Consider the following 26,014-nt stretch of genomic DNA (forward strand, 5'->3'; position numbering starts at 1 on the left):
TTCAGGATATTTTATCCCAGCTTATTCCGGGAGTTTTTTTATTAAAATATTGTCTGAGCAGCAAGTTAGACCCGCTTTTAAGTTCAGGATCTTCATCAAGCAACTGAATAACAGTTTGCCTGGCTTCAATAAGGATATTCTGATCAAGAGCAAGATCGGCTAGTTTCAGATCCAGCACTCCGCTCTGCTGTGTACCTTCAATATTCCCCGGTCCGCGAAGCTGCAGATCGATCTCGGCAATCTCAAAACCATCATTTGTTCTGACCATGGTATCGAGCCTCTTTCTGGCATCAGTGCTGAGTTTGTTCCCCGACATCAGTATACAAAAAGATTGTTCTGCCCCCCTTCCAACACGCCCCCTCAGCTGATGAAGCTGAGAAAGACCAAAACGCTCAGCATTCTCAATGATCATTACACTTGCATTGGGGACATTCACGCCAACCTCAATTACTGTAGTAGCTACCATGATCTGAGTTTCACCTCTCACAAAGCGCTGCATCTCAGAAGCTTTATCTTTCGAATTAAGCTTGCCGTGTACAATACTGATCTGATACTGAGGCATTGGAAATACATCAGAAATAGCTTCAATACCTGCTTCGAGATAGAGCAAATCAAGTTTTTCACTCTCCTTAATTAATGGGTAAACTATATAAATCTGCCTGCCTTTGGATATCTCATCACGCATAAAGCTGAACATCTGCTGACGCTGGCTGTGATACATGTGAACAGTCCGGATAGGCTTTCTGCCTGCAGGAAGTTCATTAATTGCAGAGATATCCAGATCACCGTAAAGGGTCATAGCCAAAGTTCGCGGAATCGGAGTTGCTGTCATCACCAGAACATGAGGAGGAATAATATTCTTACGCCAGAGTTTGGCACGCTGCTCAACACCAAAGCGGTGCTGCTCATCAATTACCACAAGGCCCAGATTTTTAAACTGCACCACATCTTCGATCAATGCATGTGTGCCAACAAGAATCTGCAGCTCACCATTCTCCAGACGTTCATGCAATGTCCTCCTTGCCTTTTTTTTAGTTGAGCCTGTCAATACCTCTATATTAACAAAATCGTCTCCCAGAAGGCTTTTAATTGACAAATAATGCTGTTGTGCAAGAATCTCAGTAGGAGCCATTAAACAGGCCTGAAATCCATTATCAATCGCAAGAAGCATGATCATCAAAGCTACAACGGTTTTTCCGCTTCCAACATCTCCCTGAACAAGTCTGTTCATTTGAATACCCCTTTGGGTATCCTGCCTGATCTCCTTAATTACCCTCTTTTGAGCATTGGTGAGTTCAAAAGGTAGTCTTTCATTATAAAAAGTATTGAAATAATGACCTACATTACCAAAAACAGATCCTTTGAACTTCTGTGTACGATACATTTTGCTCCTCAGAAGTTTCAGCTGTATAAAAAACAGTTCTTCAAACTTCAGGCGCTGCCTGGCTGCTTTCAGAGCTTCATTATTATCCGGGAAGTGAATATTATACAAGGCTCTTGCCCTTCCAATCAGCTTATTCTTCTCCAAAATATATTGAGGAATAGTCTCCTCCACCTCCCTGATTACCTGATCGATCAATGTTGCCTGTATACGCTGAATGCCCTTGGTATCAAGACTAAATTGCTTTAATTTCTCGGTTGAGCTGTAAACCGGTTGCAAACTGATATTACCTTTATTAGTGTTCCCCGGTTTATAAAGTTCAATTTCAGGATGTGAAATAGAGAAATGCCCGTTAAACAGTACCGGCTTCCCAAAAACTATATATGCCGACCCTGCTTCCACCATCCTTTCCATCCATCTGATACTTTGAAACCAGACCAGTTCCATAATGCCTGTATCATCCTTAAAACGGGCTACAAGCCTTTTTGTATGTTTTTCGCCAATAATTTCTTTGGAAATTACGCGGCCGATGATTTGAATAGCAGGAAGTTCAGGATCAAGTTCATTGATTTTATAGAAACGGGTCCTGTCGATATAGCGGAAAGGATAGTAACACAGCAGATCAGCGTAAGTGAATATTCCAAGATCCTTCCTAAGTATCTCAGCCCGCTGAGAACCTACACCTTTTAAATATTCAACAGGGGTTTTTAAGATCTGATCTGTCAATCGGGTTCAGGGCTAATTCCGGAACTATTGTTAGCCGGCATTTTAAAAAATATCTCCTTGATCGTATCCACATTAAAGACTATAACTGCAGCAAACAGCAATAAATAGGCATATAACTGGTAAAGGCTTATTCCTTCGTGAAAATAGAAAAATGCGACTGCAAAAGCAACAATAGGATTTATGTAAATGATGATCCCAAGTGTTGAGGAAGGCATGCCGCTCAATGCAAAAAGGCTGAGATAAAGTGGAATAATTGTGAAAACTATAGAAATAACAATGATAATAAACCAAAAATATGGGTCGCTGGGAATAGAGGTAAAATCATTGATATAAAAAGGAAGAAGAATTAGTACGGCAATGATCAGTTGAAATCCCAGCATATTAAACTTATCAATACGTACAATAACCTTTTGAACAATGAGGTAAAAACTATAAAAGGAAGCCACAATTACTGACCACATAACGTCTCTTGCTGATCCCTGTGCCAATATTACAATACTTATACTTGCAACACCCAGCGCAATCAGCTTAAACCCTGAAAGCTTCTCTCTAAGAATAAGAAATCCACTAAATGCTGTAATAAGCGGACAAACCATATAGGCAAATGCAGCTGATTTCAGATTCACATTATTCACAGCATATATATAAGTGAACCAATTACCAGTGATCAGAATACCTGCCAGAATACTTAAAAAGATTATTCGGTTCCTGCCTGATTTTTCTTCTGCCTTTAAAAAATCAAGATCGGCCTGAAGCTGTTTTCTTCGGAATAATCCAATATATGCCCAGGTAATCAGCAGTGAGGATAAAATTCTGTAATACAGAATTTGTTCAGAGGGATGATCCTGAATTGCCCTAAGGGGTATGGCAAAAAATCCCCACATTACAACCGAGAATAATGCGGCTAAAAAATATTTTATTCTTCCTGATTTCAAGATCAGGCTTTAACAGCTATTAAAGAGATCTCGACATTGACATGTTTGGGCAATCCCAGAACAGCAACTGTCTCTCTGGCCGGGAAATCTGATGTAAAAAAAGAACCATAAACTTCATTGACTTCAGCAAAATGCTTCATGTCGCTCAGAAATATTGTGGTTTTAACCACATTCTGAAATCCAAGTCCTGCAGTTGAAAGTAAAGCTTTCAGGTTTTTCATTACCTGCATGGCTTCTTCAGAAACAGAACCTGAAACAAGTTCACCGCTTTCAGGATTGATAGGAATCTGCCCTGAAATAAACAACATATTGCCAGTCTGTACAGCCTGACTGTATGGTCCGATCGGTTCAGGAGCTTTGTCGGTATAGATAATTGATTTCATATTGATAATGCTTTAGCCTGTATATCCTGAATCAGAATACATACCATTGGAGCAACTTATAAATTACTCCTGCCAGAAACATAATAATAGCGGTAGTGTTTATAATATGCATAACCTTGAGATTAAAACTCTTCGGCCTGTTGGGATCGTTCTTTCTAAAAAAATACATTGAGATAAAATTATTAAATAAAAAAAAGAGTCCCGAATATTCGGGACTCTTTTTTTACAATATGCTTAAATACAGTATTGTTTATTATTGTTGTTTGATCTCAACACGACGGTTCTGAGAACGTCCGGCTTCAGTAGCATTTGATGCTACTGGACGGCTTTCGCCATAAGCTGTAATTGAAACTCTGTTAGCAGCAACACCAGCGTTAACCAGGTAAGTTTTAACTGAATTAGCTCTGTCTCTTGATAAAGTCATGTTGTACTCTTCAGTACCTTCAGCAGAAGCGTGACCATCTAACTGAACAACCGCATTAGAGTTAGCTTTCAAGTTAGAAGCAACGCCATCAAGGATAGAGTAAGATGAAGTTCTCAATACAGATGAATTGAACTCAAACTGGATTGGAAGAGATGGACCAGCAGCAAACTCAGGGCATCCGTTTAATGCAGCAGTACCTTTAACAGTAGGGCAAGCATCTTTTGAATCCGGCACACCGTCAGCATCAACATCTAATGGACAACCTGAACCGTCAACTTTGATACCGGCTTCAGTGTTAGGGCATTTGTCTAACTTATCAGCAACACCGTCACCGTCTGAATCTTTTAACAGATCAGCAGCTTCTAATGTATTTACACGACCTTTTAATGCCTCAACTTCATTACGTAATGTAGGATCTTTTAATTCATCATACATCATAGCGACTGGATTAACCCAATCTAAATTTGGTTTAGAAGTAGAACCTAAAGAGAATTCTAAACCAGCTGAAGTGTAAGACCACTTATCTTTTGAAGTCGGTTTAGCATAAACACCATCAAAGTTATCATTATCTAAGAAATTCATAGTATATCCAAGATCAAAATTTACGCGCTCAGATACTTTGAATTTAACACCAGCACCAACCGGAACTACAACTTCTTTAACATATTTATTGTCTCTGTTATCACCAGCTTTACCTTTCCAGTCAAATGGAACTCTTGGAGCATATGCTGCAAGACCCCAACCCGCTTTAACGATAAAATTTACTGCATTCTCTCTTTGAAGGAAATCGATTGAACCAACATTCACAACACCACTTAATGTTGCAGTATAGCCTAAATCAGTTTCGAATGAAGAAAAACTTCCCGGGGCAACATATGATTTGGACGGATCATTCTCGCCAGAAACTTTTCCACTTACTAAGCCTAATTCTAAACCGAAAGTGTGATCTAACTGCTTACGTAATGATAGTCCGTAACCAAGATTAAGATTTGGTTTATTGAAATCATTGGTTCCGCCGATTAGAACTCCAGGAGCTAAAATACCGGCATTAACGCCTAAACTCCATGTTCTGTACTGACCTCTGCCACCAAATACCTTGGCAGAAGAGCTAGTAGCGTTCTGAGCATTGGAAACCTCTACGAGTCCCAATACAGCTACTAATGAAAACGCGAGGGCTTTCTTTAATGTAGAATAATTCATAATTGTTTTTTTAAAGGTTAACAAATTTCATTAGTGTAATTTACACAAAAATAGTCATAAGTTTGACTTGTGCAAATAATCAAATACTATTCCAATCATTTTCATCAATAAAAATTAATGCACAATTTCTTTTACTCCTGAAATAAAATAATGTTACAGTCATGAAATATTTTTGCATCGACAAGCAACTTTTCGAGTTAAATCGTCAGAATTTCACAAAAAAGCTTCAAAAGAACTCAATAGCAATATTTCAGTCGAACGATGAATTCCCAAGAAGCGGTGATCAAAGTTTTATTTTCAAACAAAATCCTGATCTTTTTTATCTCAGCGGAATTGATCAGGAACAAAGTATCTTAATCTTATTCCCCGACTGTCCCAATCCACTATACAGGGAAGTCCTGTTTTTAAGACAGACCAATGAACATATTGCAGTTTGGGAAGGTCATAAACTAAGCGTTCAGGAAGCCAGAAAGGTTTCGGGTATTCAAAATATTTACTGGCTCGATGAATTCTGGAATATTCTGCCTGCAGTTATTAATTATGCAGAATACATCTATCTGAATACAAACGAAAACGACCGCTATGCTCATGAGGTTCCATACAGGGATATCAGGTTTATTGAAAAACTGAAAAGTCTTTATCCTTTACATCGCTATGAACGTGCGGCACCTATTTTAAGAGACCTGCGTCCGGTTAAATCCGACATTGAAATTGAGCTGACCAAAAAAGCTTGCGGCATAACCCGGGATGCATTTATCCGTGTTCTGAAATATGTAAAACCGGGAGTTGCCGAATACGAAATTGAAGCAGAGATTATTCATGAGTTTATCCGTCAGCGGGCAACCGGTCATGCTTATGCACCAATCATCGCCTCCGGAAAAAATGCCAATATCCTTCACTACAATGATAATAATCAGATTTGTTTGGATGGCGATGTGATATTATTTGATTTCGGCGCCGAATATGCCAATTATAATGCCGATCTGAGTCGTTCTGTACCTGTTAACGGACGTTTCAGCAAAAGACAAAAAGATGTCTATAATGCCGTACTCCGGATCATGAAAGAGGCTAAAAAAATGCTGTTGCCGGGAACTGTCTGGAATGAATATCATGAAGAAGTTGGCAAAGTAGTTGAATCTGAACTTATTGGATTAGGCCTGCTTGATAAACACGATGTAGCCAGACAGGATCCTAAAATGCCCCTTTATAAAAAATATTTTATGCATGGCACTTCACATCATCTGGGAGTTGATGTACATGATTTTGCGAGCAGATACAAAGCCTTTGAAGCAGGCAACATCCTTACCTGTGAGCCCGGAATTTATATTCAGAAAGAAGGACTGGGGATCAGGCTTGAGAATGATATCCTCCTGACTAAAAACGGCAACATCGACCTGATGGCAGATATTCCTCTGGAAGCAGAGGAAATTGAAGGGATTATGAATTCTTAACCGAATCCAGAAAACTATCTACAAAATTATACAGATTAAAATCAGGCTTTGAGGAAGCATTAAGCAATGCTTCCTGAAGCTTTAACCTGTTGATATCACGCATTTTATGATGCCTGATTAGTTTCCAGGCCTTTTCAGAAAGTAAAAACTGACGCCGTTGGTTTTGACTGAAAGAATGTTCTTTAATGGCAGTCATAAGCTCATCTATACCCCTGGCCTGATCAGCCACAGTATTAATAACCGGAATATTCTCTTCCTTTTGATGGACCAGCTTTTTCAGATTATTAGCGAATGCCTCTGCACCCTCACGATCAGATTTATTGACTACAAAAATATCTGCAATCTCCATCAGCCCCGACTTCATTCCCTGAATCTCATCACCCGATTCAGGAACAAGCACTACAATACTGATATCTGCAAGTCCGGCTATCTCAACTTCCGACTGACCAACACCAACCGTCTCAACAAGAATATAGTCAAACCCCACTGATTTCAGAAGATCTGTCATCTCAATAGTTTTAGCCGACAAGCCTCCCAGTGAGCCACGGGTAGCAAGAGAACGAATAAAAACACCCGGCTTATTAAACTGTTCTGACATCCTGATCCGATCGCCAAGCAAAGAGCCAAGGTTGAAAGGAGAGCTGGGATCTATCGCTAAAACAGCAACCGATTTCCCTTCAGCACTCAGTTTATTAATTATGGTATTTACCAGGGTACTTTTACCGGCTCCCGGAGGACCGGTAATTCCAATTACCGGTGTGTTTTGTGGTTTTAACTCTCTGAGAAGTTCCTCTGATCCGGGCAGATCATTCTCAAGCAGGGTCAATGCTCTGGCAAGACTCAGAAAATTACCGGCTTTTACCTGACTCTGTATATGAGAAACTGTTAGTACCATTAATTTACTTCATTAAGCTTAAGCCAATATGCAACAACAAACTGAATTCAGATTATATAATTTTCTAAATCTGCTTATCATCCAAATTATCTAAGTTTGTACAAATAAAAGCAATTTATCATACCATAAGCTTTGAAAGATTTGAACATTTCAGTTGTTATTCCAAACTATAATGGTGTGCATCTTTTCCCCGAGACTCTTCCTGCACTTTATCAATCACTGGAATATACCGGAAAGAAGTATGAAATCATAATTGCAGATGATTGCTCAACCGATAGTTCATTAGAGTTTATCAAACGCAATTTTCCGGAAATCATCCTGCTCAGGAATGAAAAAAATTCCGGATTCTCTGCAACTATAAACAAAGGGATATTTGCTGCCAAAAACGAACTTGTTTTATTGCTGAACAGTGATGTGAAACTAACCGAATCTTATTTCACTGAACAGTTCAGGTATTTTGAACTGCCCGACACTTTTGGGGTAATGGGCAAAATCATTGGATGGAATGATGAATTGATACAGGACGGCGCCAAATATCCTGAAATGCAGGGGTTCAAATTGAAAACTTCCCTGAACTGCCTTGTTGAAGACCCAAAAGAAAACGAGTTTATTCCAAGTCTTTACCTTTCAGGAGCTAATGCATTGGTCAGAAGGGAAACTCTTCATTTGCTTGGTGGTTTTAATGAATTGTACAGTCCATTCTATATTGAAGATGTTGATCTTTCAGTAAGAGCATGGCGTTGTGGTTTCAGATGCTATTTTGAACCTCTTGCCGTTTGCAGGCATAAAACCTCCGAAAGCATCCGCACCAAAGAAAAGAAACTTTATATCCGCACCATATACAACAGGAATAAATTCTACTTTCATGCAATTCACCTCAGTGGCTTAAGTTTTGCGGGGTGGCTCATACAAACCTTGCCGGAACTGTTATTTCGTTTGCTAAGTTTCAGAACTGATTACCTTAAATCATTTTCTGAACTGATCAGAAACCGTGCTCAGATAAAACAATCAGTAACAGATTTTGATCAAATATGTCAGAAGACCGGCATAAAATTAAGCCTGAAAGAAGTCAGAAAAATAATAGTTAAGTCGCTAAAAAACAGGAAAATATCATTTTTCAGAAACTAAAGCCCCAAAATACCCTCATTCAGGGAAGCTAATCTTCAAAATGATTAACTTTACAGCTTAATTCAACCAATGAAGACATTTTTCCGACTGTTCAGATTTGCCACACCTCTTCAGAATTTTGCTGTTCCCTTTTTTTTTACATCGATTTTAGGTGTCGTCTTCGGTCTGCTTAATTTCACACTGCTGATTCCTGTTTTTGAACTGCTTTTTAATCAAACTGCTGATAGCGGAACGAGTGTGCTCAAAGCTACCCCTGCATTTGAACTAAGCATCAGCTATTTTAAAGAGATGTTTTATCATTACTTCAGGTCAGTGATTCAGGAATCAGGAAAAGTTGGCGCTTTAAAAATGGTAAGTATAGCCATTGTCGTTTCTGTCATTCTTAGTAATCTGTTTAAATATCTTTCTGCACGTGTGATTGAAAACTTCAGACTAATGATTGTTACCCGGATCCGCAGCAGCATATTTAAAAAGCTTACCGATATCGATATACAATATTTCAGTTCACAGCGCAAAGGCGACCTGATTTCAAGATTTATGACTGATGTGGTAACGATTCAGGACTCTATCATTCGCTCTCTGCAAGTAATTTTGCGTGAGCCAATAGCCATCATATTGAATTTTGCCGTACTATTCAGTATTTCGGCTAAGCTGACCTTCTTTGCACTGATCCTCATCCCTGTTTCGGGATTACTGATTACCACAATTGTAAAACGTTTAAAGAAACATGCCAGAGCTGCTCAGGAATCACTGGGTGTACTCGTTTCAAGTATTGATGAAGGGTTGAACGGAGTAAAGATCATCAAATCTTTCAATGCAGAACATTATATCCAGGAAAAATTCAATGCGGTGAATATGTGGACGAGCAAGATTCACAGGCGACTGGCAAGAAGAGTATTGCTGGCGGCACCGGTTTCTGAGATGATGGGGGTAATAACTGTAGCTGCTCTTTTATTTTATGGCGGTACATTAATTCTGGAGGAAGGGTCTGATCTTCAGGGAGCAGAGTTTATTGGCTATATTATCATTTTCTCACAGATCATTAATCCGGCAAAAGCAATCTCGGAAGCATTTGGAAATATATCACAGGGTGTTTCTGCTGGTGAACGTGTATTCCAGCTACTTGATGCTCCGGAAAGCATCACTGATATAGTCAATCCGGTTTCAAAAACATCGTTTGAAAAAGAAATTGAAGTGAAAGATGTTTCATTTGCCTATGGCGAAAAACAGGTACTTAATTCTATCAGTTTTACAATTTCAAAAGGAAGTACTATTGCCCTTGTTGGCCCTTCAGGAGGCGGAAAAACAACTATGATGGATCTTCTGCCAAGATTTATGGATCCTGCCAACGGTAAAATCAGCATTGACGGCATCGATATTAAAGACATCCGGATGAAAGAAGTAAGAGCCCTGATGGGAATTGTAAATCAGGAATCCATACTTTTCAACGATACTATATTCAACAATATCGCATTTGGCAGAGAGGCAAGTGAGGAGCAGGTTATTGAAGCAGCCAGAATCGCCAATGCTCACGAATTTATTAAACAAACCTCAGAGGGTTATCAAACCAATATCGGCGACCGCGGAATGAAGCTTTCAGGTGGACAAAAACAACGTATTTGCATAGCCAGAGCCGTACTTGCAAATCCTCCGATCCTGTTGCTTGATGAGGCTACATCTGCTCTTGATACAGAATCAGAAAAGATTGTTCAAAATGCACTGAAAAATCTGATGAAGAACCGTACATCGGTTGTAATTGCACACCGTTTGAGTACAATTCAGGAAGCCGATCAGATACTTGTTCTGGAGAACGGAAGAATTGCTGAGCAGGGTACACATAATGAATTAATAAATGCCGGGGGATTGTATAAAAAGCTCATTGAAATGCAAACATTCAATGCATAATGAATCCAAAACCGCTTGTTTCCATTGCCTTATGCACCTATAATGGTGAACGTTTTCTGAGGGAGCAGCTCAACTCCATCATCAATCAGACTTATCCTGCAATAGAACTCATTGCCGTTGATGACTGCTCAACTGACAGTACAGTAGCTATCCTGGAAGAATATGCTGAAAAACATCCTTTCATTCATGTGTTTAAAAACGAAGCAAATCTGGGTTATATCAGAAACTTCGAAAAAGCAATGCGACTCTGCAATGGAAATCTGATTGCGCTTTCAGATCAGGATGATATCTGGGACCTATGTAAAATCGAAAAGTTAACGAACGCAATCGGGAACAATTTGATGATCTACCATGATTCTGAATTTGTTGACCAAAACGGACATACACTGAACAAAAGAATGTCGGATATCATGAATCTCTATCGTGGGGATGAACCTGAAGCATTTATATTTTTCAACTGCATTTCAGGCCATTCTGTACTTATGAAAAAGGAATTGAGAGATGAAATACTTCCTTTTCCAAATGCCTATTTTCATGACTGGTGGATAGCTTATGTGGCAACCAACCTGGGAAGTATCGACTACCTTGATGAGGTTCTTGTAAAATACAGGCAACATGAAAAAGCAGACACTAATATTTTAAAAAGAGAACGCAAAACAGCCTCTCCCGCAAAACTTAGCTCTGATCAGAAACAAAATAAAAAGATTCAATGGCTAAAATCCTGTGCTGAATACCCAAAAAATAAAAATCCCGAATTAATTAAATCTATATATCATGAGGTGCTGAAAAGCAATAATGGCTATATTTCTGTGAGGCTTGCCAGGCTAATCTATAAAAATCGGGGAAAACTGTTCAGAATTAATAAAAAGAATAGATTCAGCAAGCTGAATTTTCTTTTAAAGGAGATCTGGGGAGGAGAAATACGCCAGCTATTCTCCTGAATTATTTTTTATAGCAGAAAACATTAATTGCCATATCAAAATTTTCACAAATCAGTTTATCATCAACGAAGGGGCGCCTTCTGGTAGCCGACTCTTTGATATAATAGTGAAAACCAAGGCTTTCAACCAGGGCAAGTAACTCATGAAGAGTTTGTTTTGATTTCACATCATTATGGTACTCAAAGAATATGTGCTGAGCTTTTTTCAGATTTTCACCGCAGTATTTAAGCACCTTATCTTCAGCACCTTCAATATCAATTTTCAGGAAATCAACATCATTGGTAAGATAATCCAGCAGGGGCACTGCTTCAATCAGTTTAGGTTCCTGATTTGCATATTCAGCATTTACTCTGCCACCCATTCCGCCGTCAGTAAAAAACTTTAAAGTTTCTTTCTTTGTCCATACCGCTTTCTGATGAAGCGTCACATTCTTCAATCCGAAGGTCTTTACATTCTCTTCCAGAATTGCAAATATCTCTGCATCGGGCTCAAAAGCAATGATATGATGATCAGGATAGTTTAGTGAAAAATACAAAACACTAAGGCCCATATTTGCTCCGCAGTCAAGAATAGTTTTTGATCCGGGGCTAGGCTGAAAACGATAAATATCTGTCTCGAAAAGTTCGTGATATGATTCTGCAAAACTAGGCCCGTGATGAAATTTAAAAGGCTTATCAAATACATGAGCATATCCCACAGTGAAGTGTTTGAAGTCGGCAATACGACCCAATTCAAGCTTAATGTCACCTGCATTAAGTTTCATTGCAATACTTCTTTTAAGTCTTCTGAATTCTTTTCTGAAACCCAAAACCGATAGAATTTAAATTCTGAAAAATAAAAAAAGCGATCACAGAGATCGCTTTCAATTATATCTGTTGAAACTATAGTTTTCTTTTCACCTCAACCTGTTCGTACGATTCAACGATATCTCCAACCTCAATATTATTGAAATTCTGGATATTCAAACCACACTCATAACCGGTTGCAACTTCTTTCACATCATCTTTGAAACGTTTCAGTGAAGCAAGCTCACCTGTATAGATAACAACTCCGTCGCGAATAATCCGCACTTTACTGTTTCTGGTGATTTTACCGTCAAGAACCATACATCCTGCAATGGTACCAACCTTGCTGATCTTGAATACCTCACGGATCTCAACGTTTGAAGTGATTTTCTCTTCAAATTCAGGATCAAGCATTCCTTCCATCGCTGCTTTAACCTCATTGATGGCATCATAAATGATTGAGTACAGGCGAATATCGATCTGTTCTGCTTCAGCCAGTTTACGCGCACTTGCTGAAGGACGTACCTGGAAACCAATGATAATTGCATCTGACGCTGATGCAAGCAATACATCAGATTCTGAAATCTGACCTACTGATTTATGAATGATATTAACCTGAATCTGCTCTGTAGAAAGTTTCAGCAATGAGTCAGAAAGTGCTTCAATTGAACCATCCACGTCACCTTTTACGATCACATTTAATTCCTTGAAGTTTCCGATCGCCAAACGACGTCCGATTTCATCCAGTGTAATATGTTTCTGGGTACGTAATCCCTGCTCACGCTGTAACTGTAATCTCTTGTTTGCAATCTGACGTGCTTCAACTTCACTTTCCATCACGTTAAACTTATCACCTGATGTTGGCGCACCCTGCATACCAAGTACCTGTACCGGAGTTGCAGGTCCGGCCTTGTCAACCTTAATTCCGCGTTCATTATGTAAAGCTTTCACTTTACCGCTGTATCCGCCTGCAAGGATCGCATCGCCCACTTTAAGGGTACCGGCCTGAATAAGTACTGTAGTTACAATACCACGTCCTTTATCAAGTGCGGCTTCAATAACGGTACCAACTGCACGTTTATTCGGATTAGCTTTCAGTTCAAGTAAATCAGCTTCAAGCAATACTTTTTCAAGTAAAAGCTCAACACCCATACCGGTTTTACCCGATATTTCCTGACACTGATATTTACCACCCCAATCTTCAACCAGAATATTCATTGTTGCCAGCTGCTCGCGGATCTTATCAGCATTTGCACCCGGCTTATCCACCTTACTGAAGGCAAATACAATCGGAACTCCGGCAGCCTGAGCATGATTAATTGCTTCACGTGTCTGAGGCATCACGCTGTCGTCTGCTGCAATTACAATAATTGCAATATCTGTAACCTGGGCACCCCTTGCACGCATTGCGGTAAAGGCTTCGTGTCCGGGAGTATCAAGGAATGTTATTTTTCTTTCGTTTTCAAGGGTAACCTCATAGGCACCAATGTGCTGGGTTATACCTCCCGCCTCGCCGGCGATAACGTTAGTTTTACGTACAAAGTCAAGAAGTGAGGTCTTACCATGATCTACGTGACCCATTACGGTTACGATCGGAGCTCTTGGTAATAAATCTTCCGGCTTATCTTCTTCCTCAAACAAGCCTGATTCCTCGTCTTCAGGTTTAACGAATTCAACTTCATAGCCAAACTCATCAGCAACAATGGTCAGGGTTTCAGCATCCAGTCTTTGATTGATAGACACAAACATTCCCAAACTCATACATGTTGAAATGATCTGAGTTACAGGAACATCAAGCATTAGCGCAAGCTCATTTGCAGTAACAAACTCAGTTACCTTAATGGTCTTTGACTGCATTTCTGCTTCCAATGCCGCATCTTCAGCATTTTGGGCAACATCATCACGCTTTTGACGGCGTAATTTGGCACGCTGGGCAAATTTACCCGACTTACCTGCGCCACTTAAACGGGCAAGAGTAGCCTTAATCTGATCCTGAATTTCTTTATCTGTAGGTTCAGCTTTAGGAACATCGGTACGCGGTTTGTTTCTGAAATCAGGACGTGCATTTCCCTGTCCGCCCTGAGCAGGTCTGCCTGCTCTGAAATCTGGACGATTACCCTGATATCCACCACCTGCAGGTGCCGGGCGATTACCCTGCTGCTGCTGTCCCTGAGGAGCTTGTCCGGGCTGGCCCGGCACATTATCTTTACGCTTGCGCTTACGCTTATGATCAGCACCTGCAGCACTTGACGATGAAGCTACCGGTTGTCCCCGACGTGCCGGGGAGACTGGTAATTCAATCTTTCCAATTACATTCGGTCCGCTTAAACGTTCAGCTTTAGCGCGAATTACCGTAGCATCAGGATTACTTTCCTGAGTGTTTGGCACATTTTCTTTCTTTTCTTTTTCAACAGCTTTTACTTCCGGCTTAGAAACAGGTTCAACCTTTTCAGGGGCTTTTGGAGTTTCAACTACTATTTCAGCAACAGGAGCCGGTTCAGCCTTAACCTCTTTTATTATTTCAGGTTCAGGCTCTTTAACTGGAGCAGGAGGTGCCGGAACCGGTTCAGGTTCAACAACTACAGGCTTTTCAGGTTCAGGAGCTTTCTTTTCAGGGCGGGTTTTGGAATTAAGATTATCTAAATCTATCTTTCCAACTATCTTAACACCTGGTAAAGCTCCTTCCTCAGCTTTAGGTTCAATAACTGCAGGCTCCTGAGGAGCAGCCTTTGGCTTCTCTACCACCGGAGGGGTAAAAGGATTTACATTCTTGATCAGAATTTCTTCCGGCTCAAAATCTTTTGAACGCTGTGGCTCTGTTTTTTCTACAGGTGCAGGGATATCCTCGCGTCGGATCTTGCCAATAACAATCTGTTTGGCTTCCTCTTTAACGATCTTATCGCCCTGAAACTCCTTAAGAAGAACATCATACATCTCATCGGTGAGTTTAGTATTTGGTCTGGCCTCAACAGGGAAACCTTTTTTTCCTAAGAACTCAACCGCAGTGTTTAAGCCGATATTCAGCTCCTTCGCAGCTTTAAGTAAATTTGTGCTTTTACCTTCTGACATTTATTAATTAACCTCGCTATTTTTGTACAAAAGTACGTTTTTTATATGTTAAATGTTTTGAGGATCAGCCCTAATATTTTTCAGGGCTGAACCAGGTCAAATAACTTATTCAAATTCAGACCTCAGGATCTCGATCACTTCTTTAACTGTGGTATCCTCAAGGTCTGTTCGTTTAACCAGCTCATCAACTGAAAGAGCCAGAATAGATTTCGCTGTATCAAGACCAACACGCTTGAATTCATCAATAATCCAGCCTTCGATCTCATCAGAGAATTCCTCAATATCCACATCCTCATCATCTTCCTGAGCCTCACGGTAAACATCTATCTCATAACCCGTCAGCTTGCCGGCAAGTTTGATATTATGCCCGCCACGACCGATAGCCAGAGAAACCTGATCCGGTTTCAAATATACAGCCGCTCTCTTTTCCTCATCATCAAGCTTGATGCTGGTGATCTTAGCCGGACTTAGCGCTCTTTGAATATACAATGAAATATTGTTTGTAAAGTTAATAACATCAATATTTTCATTTTTCAACTCGCGAACGATACCATGAATACGTGATCCTTTCATACCCACACAAGCACCCACAGGATCAATTCTGTCATCATAAGACTCAACAGCAACCTTTGCTCTTTCTCCTGGTTCGCGAACAATCTTTTTAATAGTAATCAGACCGTCAAAAATTTCAGGAACTTCAAGTTCAAACAAACGCTGAAGGAACTCCGGAGCCGTGCGTGAGATAATGATCTTCGGGTTACCATTGATCATTTCTACTTTCTCGATAATAGCACGAACAGAATCACCCTTTTTAAAGTAATCAGCCGGAATCTGCTCAGTTTTCGGCAATAAAAGTTCATTCCCTTCATCATCAAGTACCAGGGTTTCTTTTTTCCATACCTGATAAACCTCACCTGTAACAATCTCGCCCACACGATCTTTGTACTTTTTGAAGATTTCATCTTTCTCAAGCTCAAGAATTTTTGAAACCAGAGTCTGACGTGCAGCAAGAATTGCCCTGCGGCCAAAGCTCTCCAAAGTGATCTGCTCAATAAAGTCGTCACCAACCTCCAGATCAGGATCAATAGTCTTAGCTTCTGCCAGTTCTATTTCCAGATCATCGTCTTCCGAAAATCCATCTTCCATTACGGTTCTTGTACGCCAGATCTCGAGATCCCCGTTATCAGGGTTAACAATTACGTCACAATTCTCGTCAGTGCCATACCTTTTACGCAACATACTGCGGAAAACTTCTTCCAACACACTGATAACCGTAGGACGGTCAATATTCTTGAAGTCTTTGAACTCCTGAAATGAATCGATTAAATTAATATTGCTCATTTTTTATTGAATTTGTCAGCTAAACCGACGTTATTTAAAACTCACTAAAACTATCGTATCTGTTATATCATCGAAAGAAATAAAGCTCTCTACCAATACTGCTTTCTTTCCTTTTTCTTTCACACTTTCCTGAAGACTTATACCCGACCCGTCTGCACTGATCAGCTTACCTTCAATTTTATTCCCATCCTTCAATTTTACTTTTACTGAACGGTTAATATTTTTCAGGTACTGACGCAATAACTTTAGAGGGGTATCTAATCCCGGAGAAGAAACTTCGAGTCTGTATGCCTGTTCAATCGCATTTTCCTCTTCAAGATGGAATCCTACATGACGGCTTATGGCCACACAGTCGCTGATTGCCACACCATTATCGCCATCTACTAAAATAGATAAAATTCCGCTCCCATGCATCTGAACATCAACCAGAAACAAGTCAGGCCGGTCAGCAATCTTCTCTTCAACTAATTCAGTAACTCTTTTCTCTATATTCATAATTGATCATTTTTTAGCCCGTTTAAAAAACAAAAAGGTAAAAAAAGAGCCCCGACACTATCGGGGCTCTTCTCAGATCGATGCAAATATAAATAAAACTATCCGGCTATGCAAATAGCTGGTTTCAATACATTTATATTATTTATCAGGCACACTGAACCTCAATTCGATATAGCTGTTATTGACTGATAATTTGCCTGCACCAAGGATATCCGCGGGTTCGCGAAGCAGAAGTTTAGTATAACAACGTGAAAAATAGGATCGGCCTTTTCGGAATGCCGAATCCGGCTGGAAACGGACCATCCCCTCATCAATGATATAGGTGCCGGATAATGCAGGTTGAAAATCACGCATCTCAGGATCCCTGCTTTCCTCGTAAACTGCGAAAAAACCCGACCATTGCGAATAATCAAGCGAGTCTGCAAGGAACTCTTCAATGATATGAGCAGGCACATCTCTGAGTTCAATAGCTGAACTATCAGAATTTAGTCTTATTTTCATGGTTTCTGCAAGTCTTTCATTCTGCCTTTTCTCAGTGCAGGAGCTAAGGAATAAAAAAAATAGTGCAGCGATTTGAATCAGATTGGTAAATTTCATCGTTCTTAAACTAAAAATATGAAACTAATCATCGAAATACTACTAATGGGTGCCGCAGTAGCTATTGCTGCACACCTTTTGCCGGGAGTAGATGTAACAAATTTCTGGAGTGCCATCATTGCCGGAGTTTTGATTGCGCTGGCCAATGCCACTATTGGAACAATACTTCGAATTCTGACTTTCCCGATCAATTTTCTGACCCTTGGCCTGGTTTCTTTCATTATAACCGTGCTTATGGTTCTATTGGTTGACAGCCTGATGGACACATTCAATACCGAAGGTTTCTTCTCAGCCATGCTGTTTGCCATTGTACTCGCTCTGATTAATATGATATTTTCGGTTTTCAGTTCAGACAAATCAAACTAAGTTATTATTTCAGTGCGCTGTTGCTCGCTCTGATTACTGCAGGAGATTTATCTTTCACAGTCTGAATAAAAACATCCCTGTTATCAGCCGCTCTGTAGTATTTTGCGAGATTTGCTACCGCAGCGGCTCTGACCTGTGAAACTTTGTCGTGAAGTGTCATATCCTTGATCTGTTTTAATACTGCCAGGCGTTCATCTTCTGTGAGATGTTCAAGCACAGCCATGGCAGAGTAGCGTATAAACCAGCTTTGGTCTTTAAGGGCCATAATTACAATTGATTTGGCCAGACTTTCATCCTTCATATCCAGGAGTTTCATTACCGCTTCCAGTCTGTCCATAAAAAGTGGTGCATTCTGATACTGAAAGGCATATTCCTTTAGCGTCTTATTCTCCTGTTTCTCGGCAAGGATATATTTTTCGGCATCAACATTTACCAGGTCGGGTGATACCGCAAGCGGAAATGTAAAGGTCTGATCTTTCTTCTCAAGCACAATTTCCTTGCGCTCAGCCTTAGTCCCCTGATAAATATCCACAGAAAGGGGGATTTTGTAAAGCGGATTAACTGACAGATCCTGACTCTGTTTAATATTTATCTTAACCTCTTTATTATCAGTATCATAAGCTGTACTAATATTCAGAACCGGATGACCGGATGAGAGGAACCACTGATTAAAAAACCAGTTCAGATCCATGCCGCTGACTTCCTCAAACACCAGACGCAGATCATGAATTTCAGCATTTTTATAGGCATGTCTGGTTAAATACAGATTGAGTGCTTTAAAAAACGCATCATCGCCCACAGTCTTTCTGAGCATATGAAGAATTCTTCCGCCTTTCTGATAGCTGATCTCATCGAACATATGATCTCTGTCGGCATAGTCAAATCGAATTACATCAACCTTGCGTTTATCCTTATTTGACAGATAGGCAGACAAGTCTTCCAGACCTTTTAAATCAGCCGCATCCCGTCCATATTTATATTCATCCCAAAGATATTCTCCATAAGTTGCAAAAGACTCATTCAGAGGCAGATTAGACCAGGATTCGGCAGTTACCAGATCGCCAAACCAATGATGGAAAAGTTCATGGGAAATGATATCCTCATAATTCTCGTCAAGGTATTGCCCCTCAGTCATATTTAAGCCTTCGAAAAAAACAGTTGCGGTGGTATTCTCCATGGCTCCGCTGACAAAATCGCGAACAACAATCTGTGAATATTTCTCCCAGGGATAATCAACTCCAAGTTTTCCGGAAAAGAACTCCATCATTTCAGGAGTATTTCCAAAAACCAGTTTCGCGGTAGAGGCATATGCAGGTTCAGTATAATAACTTACTTCCTTATCCCTCCATTTGTCTTTGGTAATGGTAAAATCGCCTACGGCGAGCATCGTCAGATAGGTAGAATGAGGTTGTTCCTGCCGCCAGCTGTCTGTACGGGTACCATCTCCATTCAAGCTCGAAAATTCAAGAGTGCCATTAGACAGGGTCACGAATTCATTGGCAACGGTAATGTTAAGTTCCTGAGTCATCTTTTCCTGCGGGTCATTGATCGTAGGAAACCAGTTAGAGTTACACTCTGTTTCACCCTGTGTCCATATCTGCCGGGGCTTTGACCTTTCCCTGCCTTCACGATTAATAAAATAGATCCCGCGGTCGCCATCTGTAGTAATATCTTCGCCAACCCTCAATTTGTAAGGCATAGCTATATAGTCAATAAAAACAGTATAGTTTTCGTTTCGGCTATACTGTTTATCGAGTTTTATAGAAAGTATTTTCCCGTTATAAGTATACTCCAGCGGCTTTTTATCATCATTGTGTACCAGCGAAACATTATTGATTCTGAAGCCGTTTGCGTTTAAGTTCAGTCTGTCTGTTGAGTAGAAATACGGTTTTGCCAAAATGCTTGCCCTCCCTTTTACATAAGCACTGTCCCAGTCAAAGCTGAGATCGAGCCTGGTATTTATAATATCCGAGGTTCTGGTATATGCATTGCGATAGATTGGAACATCTGCTACATTTTCAGTAACCGTAACCGTATCCAGGTTCACCATTTTAGGTGTAGAACAGGCAGTAAGAAAAAATGCTGCCAGAATCTGACAGCATAGGGTCATTTTAATCTTCATAATTATTTTTCGGCAAGCAGATTATCAATTGTTTTCTCAAACTCTCCTACAAAATCTGTATAATGACTTCCGGTACCCGGCCCGCTGAACCCGGTATGTATTTTCCGCACTTTCCCCTGCCTGTCAATGATCATCAATGTTGGGAAAGCAACAAAATTTTTAAGCATCGGCAGGCTTTTGGCAACTTCTGCTTTATCATTTGAATAGCCGGTCACTAACATATCGTACGGAACATTAAATCTGTCGCGCAGTCGGGTCACATTTTTCACAGCCCGTACAGGATCTGTTGACCGCTCATATGCCAATGCGATTATCTCCACACCCTTTGCATTATATTTCTTGTAGAATGAAGTCAGAAATACAGTTTCATCCATACAATTGGGGCACCAGGAACCGAATAACTGGACTAAAACAACCTTATTTTTGAATTTCTCATCTGAAAGTGAAACCTTTTTGCCATCGAGTGCGGGGAATGAAAAGTCAATTTTATCATAAGCACTCTTCAGAGCTGTCATTGAATAAGCATCGGGCAGCATCGCATTTTCATCTTTTTTCGCTGTCCATGTTTCAAAAGCATTAAGGCCCGAATAAAATTTTCCATCACTTATGGCACCACCGTTCAACAGTTTGCCGGTAAACAAATAGGCATGACTTCCGTCAAAACAAGAGAGGTATAAATTATTGCCGGATACTGTTCCTTCAAGATAACGATAATCGCCGGTACTCGTCAGGAAAGTGCCCAGAACACGCCCATCCTGCTGTCTGAACTCTCCGATTGCAGGGTAAGACTTAGTTCCATCGGCACTTTGAAAGTTTACCGACCATCTTCCTGAGACTTCTGATTTTGGTTCTTTTCCGGCTTTGAAAAATCTCCGCTTATCGTTAAAAGATGCATTAAACTGCATAGTTTGAATACTGTCACCAAAATACTTTACCCATTGCCCCCTGATTGAACCATTCTTCAGAATCGTTTTAATTTCTGATTCAAATAATGGCATCCGAATCAATATCGAATCGCCTTTAAGGGATATTTCATTTACCCTGAACCTTTCTTCCCCATTAATGATCTCCAGAAATTTCTGATCTGCAGAGTCTTTAACCTCAAAATTGAAAGGAATCTCTGCGCCTGACTGCGTTTTCAGGGTGGCACGCCATAAACCTTGTTTTAAACCCTGATTATCAGAACTCTGGCAGGAATAAAACAAAATGAGTACTACTGCCAGTTTTAAATTATTGATTATGCGATTTATCATTTCGAATCGATTTATTTTAATATCTCTCTGGCAATAATCATTCTTTGTATCTCAGAAGTTCCCTCATAAATCTGGGTAATTTTGGCATCACGCATCAGGCGTTCAACATGAAACTCTTTTACAAATCCGTATCCACCATGGATCTGAACTGCCTCGATGCTTGTTTTCATTGCCACCTGAGAAGCAAAGAGTTTTGCCATGGAGCTGGCCTGTGCATAGGGAAGGCCCTGATCTTTTAACCAGGCGGCTTTCAGGCACAACATTCTGGCAGCTTCAATTTCTGTAGCCATATCAGCCAGTTTAAACTGGATTGCCTGATGCCCTGAAATGGGCTTTCCAAATGCTTTACGTTCCTTTGAATACTGCAGCGCAAGCTCGTAGGCTCCTGAAGCTATTCCAAGAGCCTGGGACGCAATACCAATACGACCTCCGTCGAGGGTCTTCATAGCAAACGTAAACCCAAAGCCTTCTTCGCCAATTCGGTTCTCTTTAGGAATTTTCACATCCGTAAACATCAATGAATGTGTATCTGAACCACGTATTCCAAGTTTATTTTCTTTTGGGCCAACCGTAAATCCCTCCATTCCCTTTTCAACAATCAGCGCATTGATACCTTTATGGCGCAAAGCAGGGTTGGTCTGAGCAATGACCAGATAAGTTGAAGCGTTTCCACCATTCGTGATCCAGTTCTTAGTTCCGTTCAACAGATAATGATCTCCCATATCTACCGCAGTTGAATGCTGGGAAGTTGCATCAGATCCGGCTTCCGGCTCTGAAAGGCAAAATGCTCCAATTTTTTCACCTGCAGCCAGTGGTTTCAGATATTTTTCCTTCTGAAATTCTGTGCCATATTTCTCGAGTCCGTAGCAAACAAGTGAGTTATTGACAGAAACTACAACAGAAGCAGAAGCGTCAATTTTAGAAAGCTCCTCCATGGCCAGCACATAGGATATAGTATCCATTCCTGCACCATTGTATTTGGGATCAACCATCATTCCAAGAAAGCCAAGCTCCCCAAGTTTCTTAATCTGCTCGTGCGGAAATTTTTGATGCTCATCCCTCTCAATTACTCCCGGCTTTAACTCAGTATTTGCAAAATCTCGGGCAGCTTGCTGTATCATCAGCTGCTCTTCGGATAAATCAAAATGCATAAAAATTGGTTTAGTTGCTCAAAAATAATGTTTCAAGCGGGATATAGCTCTGACTTATACAAATATTACGAAATATTTTATATGTATAAGAATTCAGGAAACGGAGAGGAACAGCTAAGGATTATTGCCTGTCAAAACTATGGAATCAGCTTATGAGCGAATCTTTTTCTCAATTAATGAGGTTGAATAACCCGGAAGAAATTCAATTGTTTTTACCTCTCCGCCACTTTTCAGTACCAGATCTGCTCCAATAACCTGATCTATAGTATAATCAGCACCTTTAACAAGCACATCCGGCCTGACCCATCTGATAAGTTCTATAGGTGTAGATTCGTCAAATAAAATGACTGCATCAACAAATGAAAGGGCAGCCAGCAATATTGAACGTGATTTCTCATCAGTAATTGGCCTTCCGGAACCCTTTAAAGCAGCTGTTGAAGCATCAGAATTCAGTCCGATAACCAGTTTATCTCCCAGATCTGCAGCTTTGGAAAGATAATCAACATGCCCAAGATGCAGCAAATCAAAACATCCATTGGTAAAAACGATCTTTTTATCAAGTAATCTCCATACATTCAGGGCATTACGTAACTGATCTGCATTATACACTTTCCCTTTAATGATTTCCAGTTTATCCATTTTCTTTTGTTTTTGACGACCTAATAAACAGCAGAATCAAACTGATTGAACCTGCAATGAGTATAATCAGGGTTTGTGCAGAATGAGTTAATAATGCATAAGCCAAACCATCACTCTTACTGATACCATATATAGTTAACCCCTCAGAAACCATCCAGTGATAAGCTCCGATTCCACCCTGAACAGGTGCTATCATTGCAAAACTACTGAAAATCAATGTAGAAATTGCCCCGGCAAATCCAAGATTTGCTGTGGCTGTAAGCGCAGGAAAACACAGGTAAGCCGAAATTCCATAAAGTCCCCAGATCATTGCAGAATACAGTGCGAACAATAATTTATGATCCATTGCCCTGACAGAAAGTATACCGGTCTGAATGTCGGAAATCAGATTAGATACCCTTAAAAAAATACCCGGCTTCTTCTTTTTGATGATCATTATCACACCAATTACAACAAATAAAATCAGACAAATAACAAAGATCAGAATACCGGATCCTGACGATCTTTCACTGAACTTTATCAGGATATGTTTGTAAATGAAGTCGGATAAGAGCTCAAACTGAATCAGAATTCCGGCGGCAGTGATGAGCAGCAACATCAAAAAGTCTATGATACGCTCTGCGACCACTGTACCAATCAGCTTAACCACAGGAATACCATCTGTTTTATGGAGTACTCCGCACCTGGAAACTTCACCCATCCTCGGAAATGCGAGATTGGCAAGATAGCCTGTAAATACTGCAAAAAGTGTGTTCATCATTGCCGGTTTACCATAGCCAAGTGCTGCAATCATCATCCTCCATCTGTATGCTCTCAGAACATGCGCGAGGGCAGCAAAAAAAATCGAAGCTAAAACCCATTTGTAATTTGCTTTCTGCAGATCCAGAACCAATTTATTAAAGTCTTGTCCCCTGAATGCAAGTATCAGCAAGCCTATCCCTAAAATGAGAAGTATTATATACTTTAATCCTGAAGAAAAAAGTTTTTTCAAATTATCCCTGTTTGAGTATCATATTATCAATGATTCTGATCTTTCCAACTCTTGCAGCAACCAATGCAATAATGCTTCCGGCACTTTTATCAGTTATGGGTTTAAAGTTTCCGGCATCATATATTTCAAAATATTCAGGTTCAATTCCCGGAGCGGAATCAAGAAAAGCATTCACTTCATTCTTTATCTGATCGATACTTTTTGTTTTAAAGAGCTCAGCTGCCTTAGTCAACCCCCTGTATAAAGCCAATGCATTTTCCCTTTCTTCGGATGAAAGACGAACATTCCGTGAACTCATTGCCAGTCCGTCATTTTCTCTGATTATCGGACATACAATAAGCTGAACAGGAATATGAAGCATTCTAACCATTTGTGAAATAATCATAAATTGCTGATAATCTTTCTGGCCAAAGAAGGCATAGTCAGGCTGAACGATATCAAACAGCTTTTTAACAATCTGGGTTACTCCCTGGTAATGTCCGGGTCTGATCTTTCCCTCAAGAATATTATCCCAATCGCCAAGCTCAATATGCCATGATTCGGATTTACCGTACATCTCTTCAACTTCGGGCATAAAAATGATATCGCAATGAGCATCTTTCAGCTTTTTAATATCTTCTTCTACAGGCCGGGGATAATTCTCAAGATCACTTTTATCGTTAAACTGTGTGGGATTAACAAAAATACTGCAGACAACGATATCGGCCTGTCTGCGGGCTGTTTCGATGAGGGATAAATGGCCGGCATGCAGCGCACCCATAGTAGGTACAAATCCTATAGTTTTACCGGCCGCCCTTAACTCAAGAAGGTATTTATGAACTGCATCTCTGCTGCTGAATATTTCCAAAATATATGATGATTTAACAGGGCTCAAAAATGGGTAAATACTTAAAGAGAACCAAAACAACTTGCGTAAATCGTTGATAATTCATAAGATAATGCTTACCTTTGTGGTTCGAAAATTTTTTAAAACATTAAAAAAATCAAAACGGAGATGGCAAAAACGAAGATTCTTTTTATTACGCATGAGATGTCGCCTTTCCTCGAACTTACCAAAATTTCTGAGATTACCCGTCACCTACCCCAGGCAATGCAGGATAAAGGATTTGAAATTCGCATCCTTATGCCGCGTTTCGGGAATATAAACGAACGACGCAACAGGCTTCATGAAGTAATCAGATTATCAGGAATGAACATTATTATTAACGATAATGACAACCCTCTGATTATTAAAGTTGCTTCGATTCCTTCGGCACGCATGCAGGTATATTTCCTTGATAATGAAGAATATTTCCAGAGAAAACATGTTTTTGCAGACAATAACAATAAGTTCTATGAAGATAATGATGAACGTACAATATTCTTCTGTAAAGGTGCACTGGAAACGGTAAAAAAGCTGGGATGGTCTCCTGACGTAGTACATTGCCATGGATGGATGAGTTCACTCGTTCCTGCTTACTTAAAAACTATTTACAAAGACGATCCAACTTTTAAGAACTCAAAGGTAGTTTACTCTATCTATGATGATAATTTCAGTACAGCCCTGCATCCGGAATTTGCTTCAAAAGCAGTGATGAACGGCATGAGCTCTGAACATACCGAAATCTATTCACAGGCTACTAATACTGCCCTGAACATTGGTGCTATTTCTTATTCAGACGCGGTTGTATGTGCCTGCGAAAATATCAATGAAGAAGTGTTAAAGTTTGTTAAAAAAGCTAATAAACCAGTTTTGGAATTCAATTCCACTTCAGATTTCGAAAATTATTACAACCTTTACGAAGAAATTGCTAACGAAGAACTTGTATCAATAGCATAAAGATAAAGGCAATTAAG

23 protein-coding genes are annotated in these 26,014 nt (G+C 40.0%); 6 read left to right on the forward strand and 17 right to left on the reverse strand.

What is annotated here, in order from left to right; translation table 11 throughout:
* Position 1: 1 nt before the first annotated feature.
* The 5 genes from recG to P2W72_RS02280 all read right to left on the reverse strand — a co-directional run bounded on the left by recG (position 2) and on the right by P2W72_RS02280 (position 5,049).
* Positions 2 to 2,107 carry an ATP-dependent DNA helicase RecG gene (gene recG / locus P2W72_RS02265; protein ID WP_276359254.1) on the reverse strand — a complete coding sequence of 702 codons (2,106 nt, stop codon included), beginning with the start codon at positions 2,105 to 2,107 and terminating at the stop codon, positions 2 to 4.
* Positions 2,104 to 3,042, reverse strand: coding sequence for an EamA family transporter (locus P2W72_RS02270; protein ID WP_276359255.1), 939 nt, complete (start codon positions 3,040 to 3,042; stop codon positions 2,104 to 2,106). The genes recG and P2W72_RS02270 overlap by 4 nt, the downstream gene beginning before the upstream one ends.
* Positions 3,043 to 3,044: 2 nt before the next feature.
* Positions 3,045 to 3,425, reverse strand: a complete 381-nt coding sequence (locus P2W72_RS02275; RefSeq protein WP_276359256.1) for a RidA family protein — start codon at positions 3,423 to 3,425, stop codon at positions 3,045 to 3,047.
* 31 nt (positions 3,426 to 3,456) lie between these two features.
* On the reverse strand, positions 3,457 to 3,594 hold the full coding sequence (locus tag P2W72_RS15710) for a DUF6728 family protein (protein WP_346429763.1): 138 nt from the start codon (positions 3,592 to 3,594) through the stop codon (positions 3,457 to 3,459).
* An 84-nt stretch (positions 3,595 to 3,678) separates the two neighbouring features.
* On the reverse strand, positions 3,679 to 5,049 hold the full coding sequence (locus P2W72_RS02280) for an OmpA family protein (protein WP_276359257.1): 1,371 nt from the start codon (positions 5,047 to 5,049) through the stop codon (positions 3,679 to 3,681).
* Positions 5,050 to 5,210: 161 nt separating this feature from the next.
* Between P2W72_RS02280 and P2W72_RS02285 the strand changes: the two genes are divergently transcribed.
* Positions 5,211 to 6,500 carry an aminopeptidase P family protein gene (locus tag P2W72_RS02285; RefSeq protein ID WP_276359258.1) on the forward strand — a complete coding sequence of 430 codons (1,290 nt, stop codon included), beginning with the start codon at positions 5,211 to 5,213 and terminating at the stop codon, positions 6,498 to 6,500.
* Here the strand turns inward: P2W72_RS02285 and meaB are convergent.
* Positions 6,487 to 7,395 (reverse strand): methylmalonyl Co-A mutase-associated GTPase MeaB, encoded by a 909-nt coding sequence (gene meaB, locus P2W72_RS02290; RefSeq protein WP_276359259.1) that lies wholly within the window; start codon positions 7,393 to 7,395, stop codon positions 6,487 to 6,489. The two genes, P2W72_RS02285 and meaB, sit on opposite strands and share 14 nt — an antisense overlap.
* A 132-nt stretch (positions 7,396 to 7,527) precedes the next feature.
* Between meaB and P2W72_RS02295 the strand changes: the two genes are divergently transcribed.
* The 3 genes from P2W72_RS02295 to P2W72_RS02305 all read left to right on the forward strand — a co-directional run bounded on the left by P2W72_RS02295 (position 7,528) and on the right by P2W72_RS02305 (position 11,369).
* A complete protein-coding gene (locus P2W72_RS02295) occupies positions 7,528 to 8,523 on the forward strand; it encodes a glycosyltransferase family 2 protein (protein ID WP_276359260.1) in 996 nt (331 codons plus the stop codon).
* 69 nt (positions 8,524 to 8,592) lie between these two features.
* Positions 8,593 to 10,428 carry an ABC transporter ATP-binding protein gene (locus P2W72_RS02300; protein WP_276359261.1) on the forward strand — a complete coding sequence of 612 codons (1,836 nt, stop codon included), beginning with the start codon at positions 8,593 to 8,595 and terminating at the stop codon, positions 10,426 to 10,428.
* Positions 10,428 to 11,369 (forward strand): glycosyltransferase family 2 protein, encoded by a 942-nt coding sequence (locus tag P2W72_RS02305; protein ID WP_276359262.1) that lies wholly within the window; start codon positions 10,428 to 10,430, stop codon positions 11,367 to 11,369. Before P2W72_RS02300 ends, P2W72_RS02305 begins: the two co-directional genes overlap by 1 nt.
* A gap of 1 nt (position 11,370) precedes the next feature.
* On the opposite strand, the gene P2W72_RS02310 is transcribed toward P2W72_RS02305, so the two are convergent.
* The 5 genes from P2W72_RS02310 to P2W72_RS02330 all read right to left on the reverse strand — a co-directional run bounded on the left by P2W72_RS02310 (position 11,371) and on the right by P2W72_RS02330 (position 17,656).
* Positions 11,371 to 12,132 carry an FkbM family methyltransferase gene (locus tag P2W72_RS02310; protein ID WP_276359263.1) on the reverse strand — a complete coding sequence of 254 codons (762 nt, stop codon included), beginning with the start codon at positions 12,130 to 12,132 and terminating at the stop codon, positions 11,371 to 11,373.
* 118 nt (positions 12,133 to 12,250) lie between these two features.
* On the reverse strand, positions 12,251 to 15,223 hold the full coding sequence (infB, locus tag P2W72_RS02315; protein ID WP_276359264.1) for a translation initiation factor IF-2: 2,973 nt from the start codon (positions 15,221 to 15,223) through the stop codon (positions 12,251 to 12,253).
* A 105-nt stretch (positions 15,224 to 15,328) separates the two neighbouring features.
* Entirely contained in the window at positions 15,329 to 16,564 is a 1,236-nt protein-coding gene (gene nusA / locus P2W72_RS02320) for a transcription termination factor NusA (protein ID WP_276359265.1), read from the reverse strand.
* Positions 16,565 to 16,594: 30 nt separating this feature from the next.
* Positions 16,595 to 17,059: a ribosome assembly cofactor RimP gene (gene rimP / locus P2W72_RS02325; RefSeq protein WP_276359266.1), complete on the reverse strand. Its 465-nt coding sequence runs from the start codon at positions 17,057 to 17,059 to the stop codon at positions 16,595 to 16,597.
* Between the two features lie 138 nt (positions 17,060 to 17,197).
* Positions 17,198 to 17,656, reverse strand: coding sequence for a hypothetical protein (locus tag P2W72_RS02330; RefSeq protein WP_276359267.1), 459 nt, complete (start codon positions 17,654 to 17,656; stop codon positions 17,198 to 17,200).
* Positions 17,657 to 17,674: 18 nt separating this feature from the next.
* On the opposite strand from P2W72_RS02330, the gene P2W72_RS02335 reads away from it, so the two are divergent.
* Positions 17,675 to 18,022 (forward strand): phage holin family protein, encoded by a 348-nt coding sequence (locus P2W72_RS02335; RefSeq protein ID WP_276359268.1) that lies wholly within the window; start codon positions 17,675 to 17,677, stop codon positions 18,020 to 18,022.
* A 4-nt stretch (positions 18,023 to 18,026) separates the two neighbouring features.
* Here P2W72_RS02335 and P2W72_RS02340 read toward each other — a convergent pair whose 3' ends face one another.
* From P2W72_RS02340 to panC, 6 genes are all read right to left on the reverse strand, one after another.
* The gene (locus P2W72_RS02340; RefSeq protein WP_276359269.1) at positions 18,027 to 20,144 is read right to left on the reverse strand and encodes a M1 family aminopeptidase; all 2,118 of its coding nucleotides are present in this window, start codon (positions 20,142 to 20,144) and stop codon (positions 18,027 to 18,029) included.
* Positions 20,145 to 20,146: 2 nt separating this feature from the next.
* Positions 20,147 to 21,397, reverse strand: coding sequence for a TlpA disulfide reductase family protein (locus tag P2W72_RS02345; RefSeq protein WP_276359270.1), 1,251 nt, complete (start codon positions 21,395 to 21,397; stop codon positions 20,147 to 20,149).
* Between the two features lie 11 nt (positions 21,398 to 21,408).
* Positions 21,409 to 22,548, reverse strand: coding sequence for an acyl-CoA dehydrogenase (locus P2W72_RS02350; protein WP_276359271.1), 1,140 nt, complete (start codon positions 22,546 to 22,548; stop codon positions 21,409 to 21,411).
* A 150-nt stretch (positions 22,549 to 22,698) separates the two neighbouring features.
* Positions 22,699 to 23,187: a D-glycero-beta-D-manno-heptose 1-phosphate adenylyltransferase gene (gene rfaE2, locus P2W72_RS02355; protein WP_276359272.1), complete on the reverse strand. Its 489-nt coding sequence runs from the start codon at positions 23,185 to 23,187 to the stop codon at positions 22,699 to 22,701.
* A complete protein-coding gene (locus P2W72_RS02360; RefSeq protein WP_276359273.1) occupies positions 23,180 to 24,178 on the reverse strand; it encodes a lysylphosphatidylglycerol synthase transmembrane domain-containing protein in 999 nt (332 codons plus the stop codon). The genes rfaE2 and P2W72_RS02360 overlap by 8 nt, the downstream gene beginning before the upstream one ends.
* Before the next feature lies 1 nt (position 24,179).
* Complete coding sequence (gene panC / locus P2W72_RS02365) at positions 24,180 to 25,025, reverse strand: pantoate--beta-alanine ligase (protein ID WP_276359274.1); 846 nt, start codon at positions 25,023 to 25,025, stop codon at positions 24,180 to 24,182.
* Positions 25,026 to 25,172: 147 nt separating this feature from the next.
* On the opposite strand from panC, the gene P2W72_RS02370 reads away from it, so the two are divergent.
* Positions 25,173 to 25,997, forward strand: a complete 825-nt coding sequence (locus tag P2W72_RS02370; RefSeq protein ID WP_276359275.1) for a glycogen/starch synthase — start codon at positions 25,173 to 25,175, stop codon at positions 25,995 to 25,997.
* Positions 25,998 to 26,014 lie beyond the last annotated feature (17 nt).

The sequence above is a fragment of the Daejeonella sp. H1SJ63 genome (assembly GCF_029360775.1).
GTDB lineage: Bacteria > Bacteroidota > Bacteroidia > Sphingobacteriales > Sphingobacteriaceae > Daejeonella.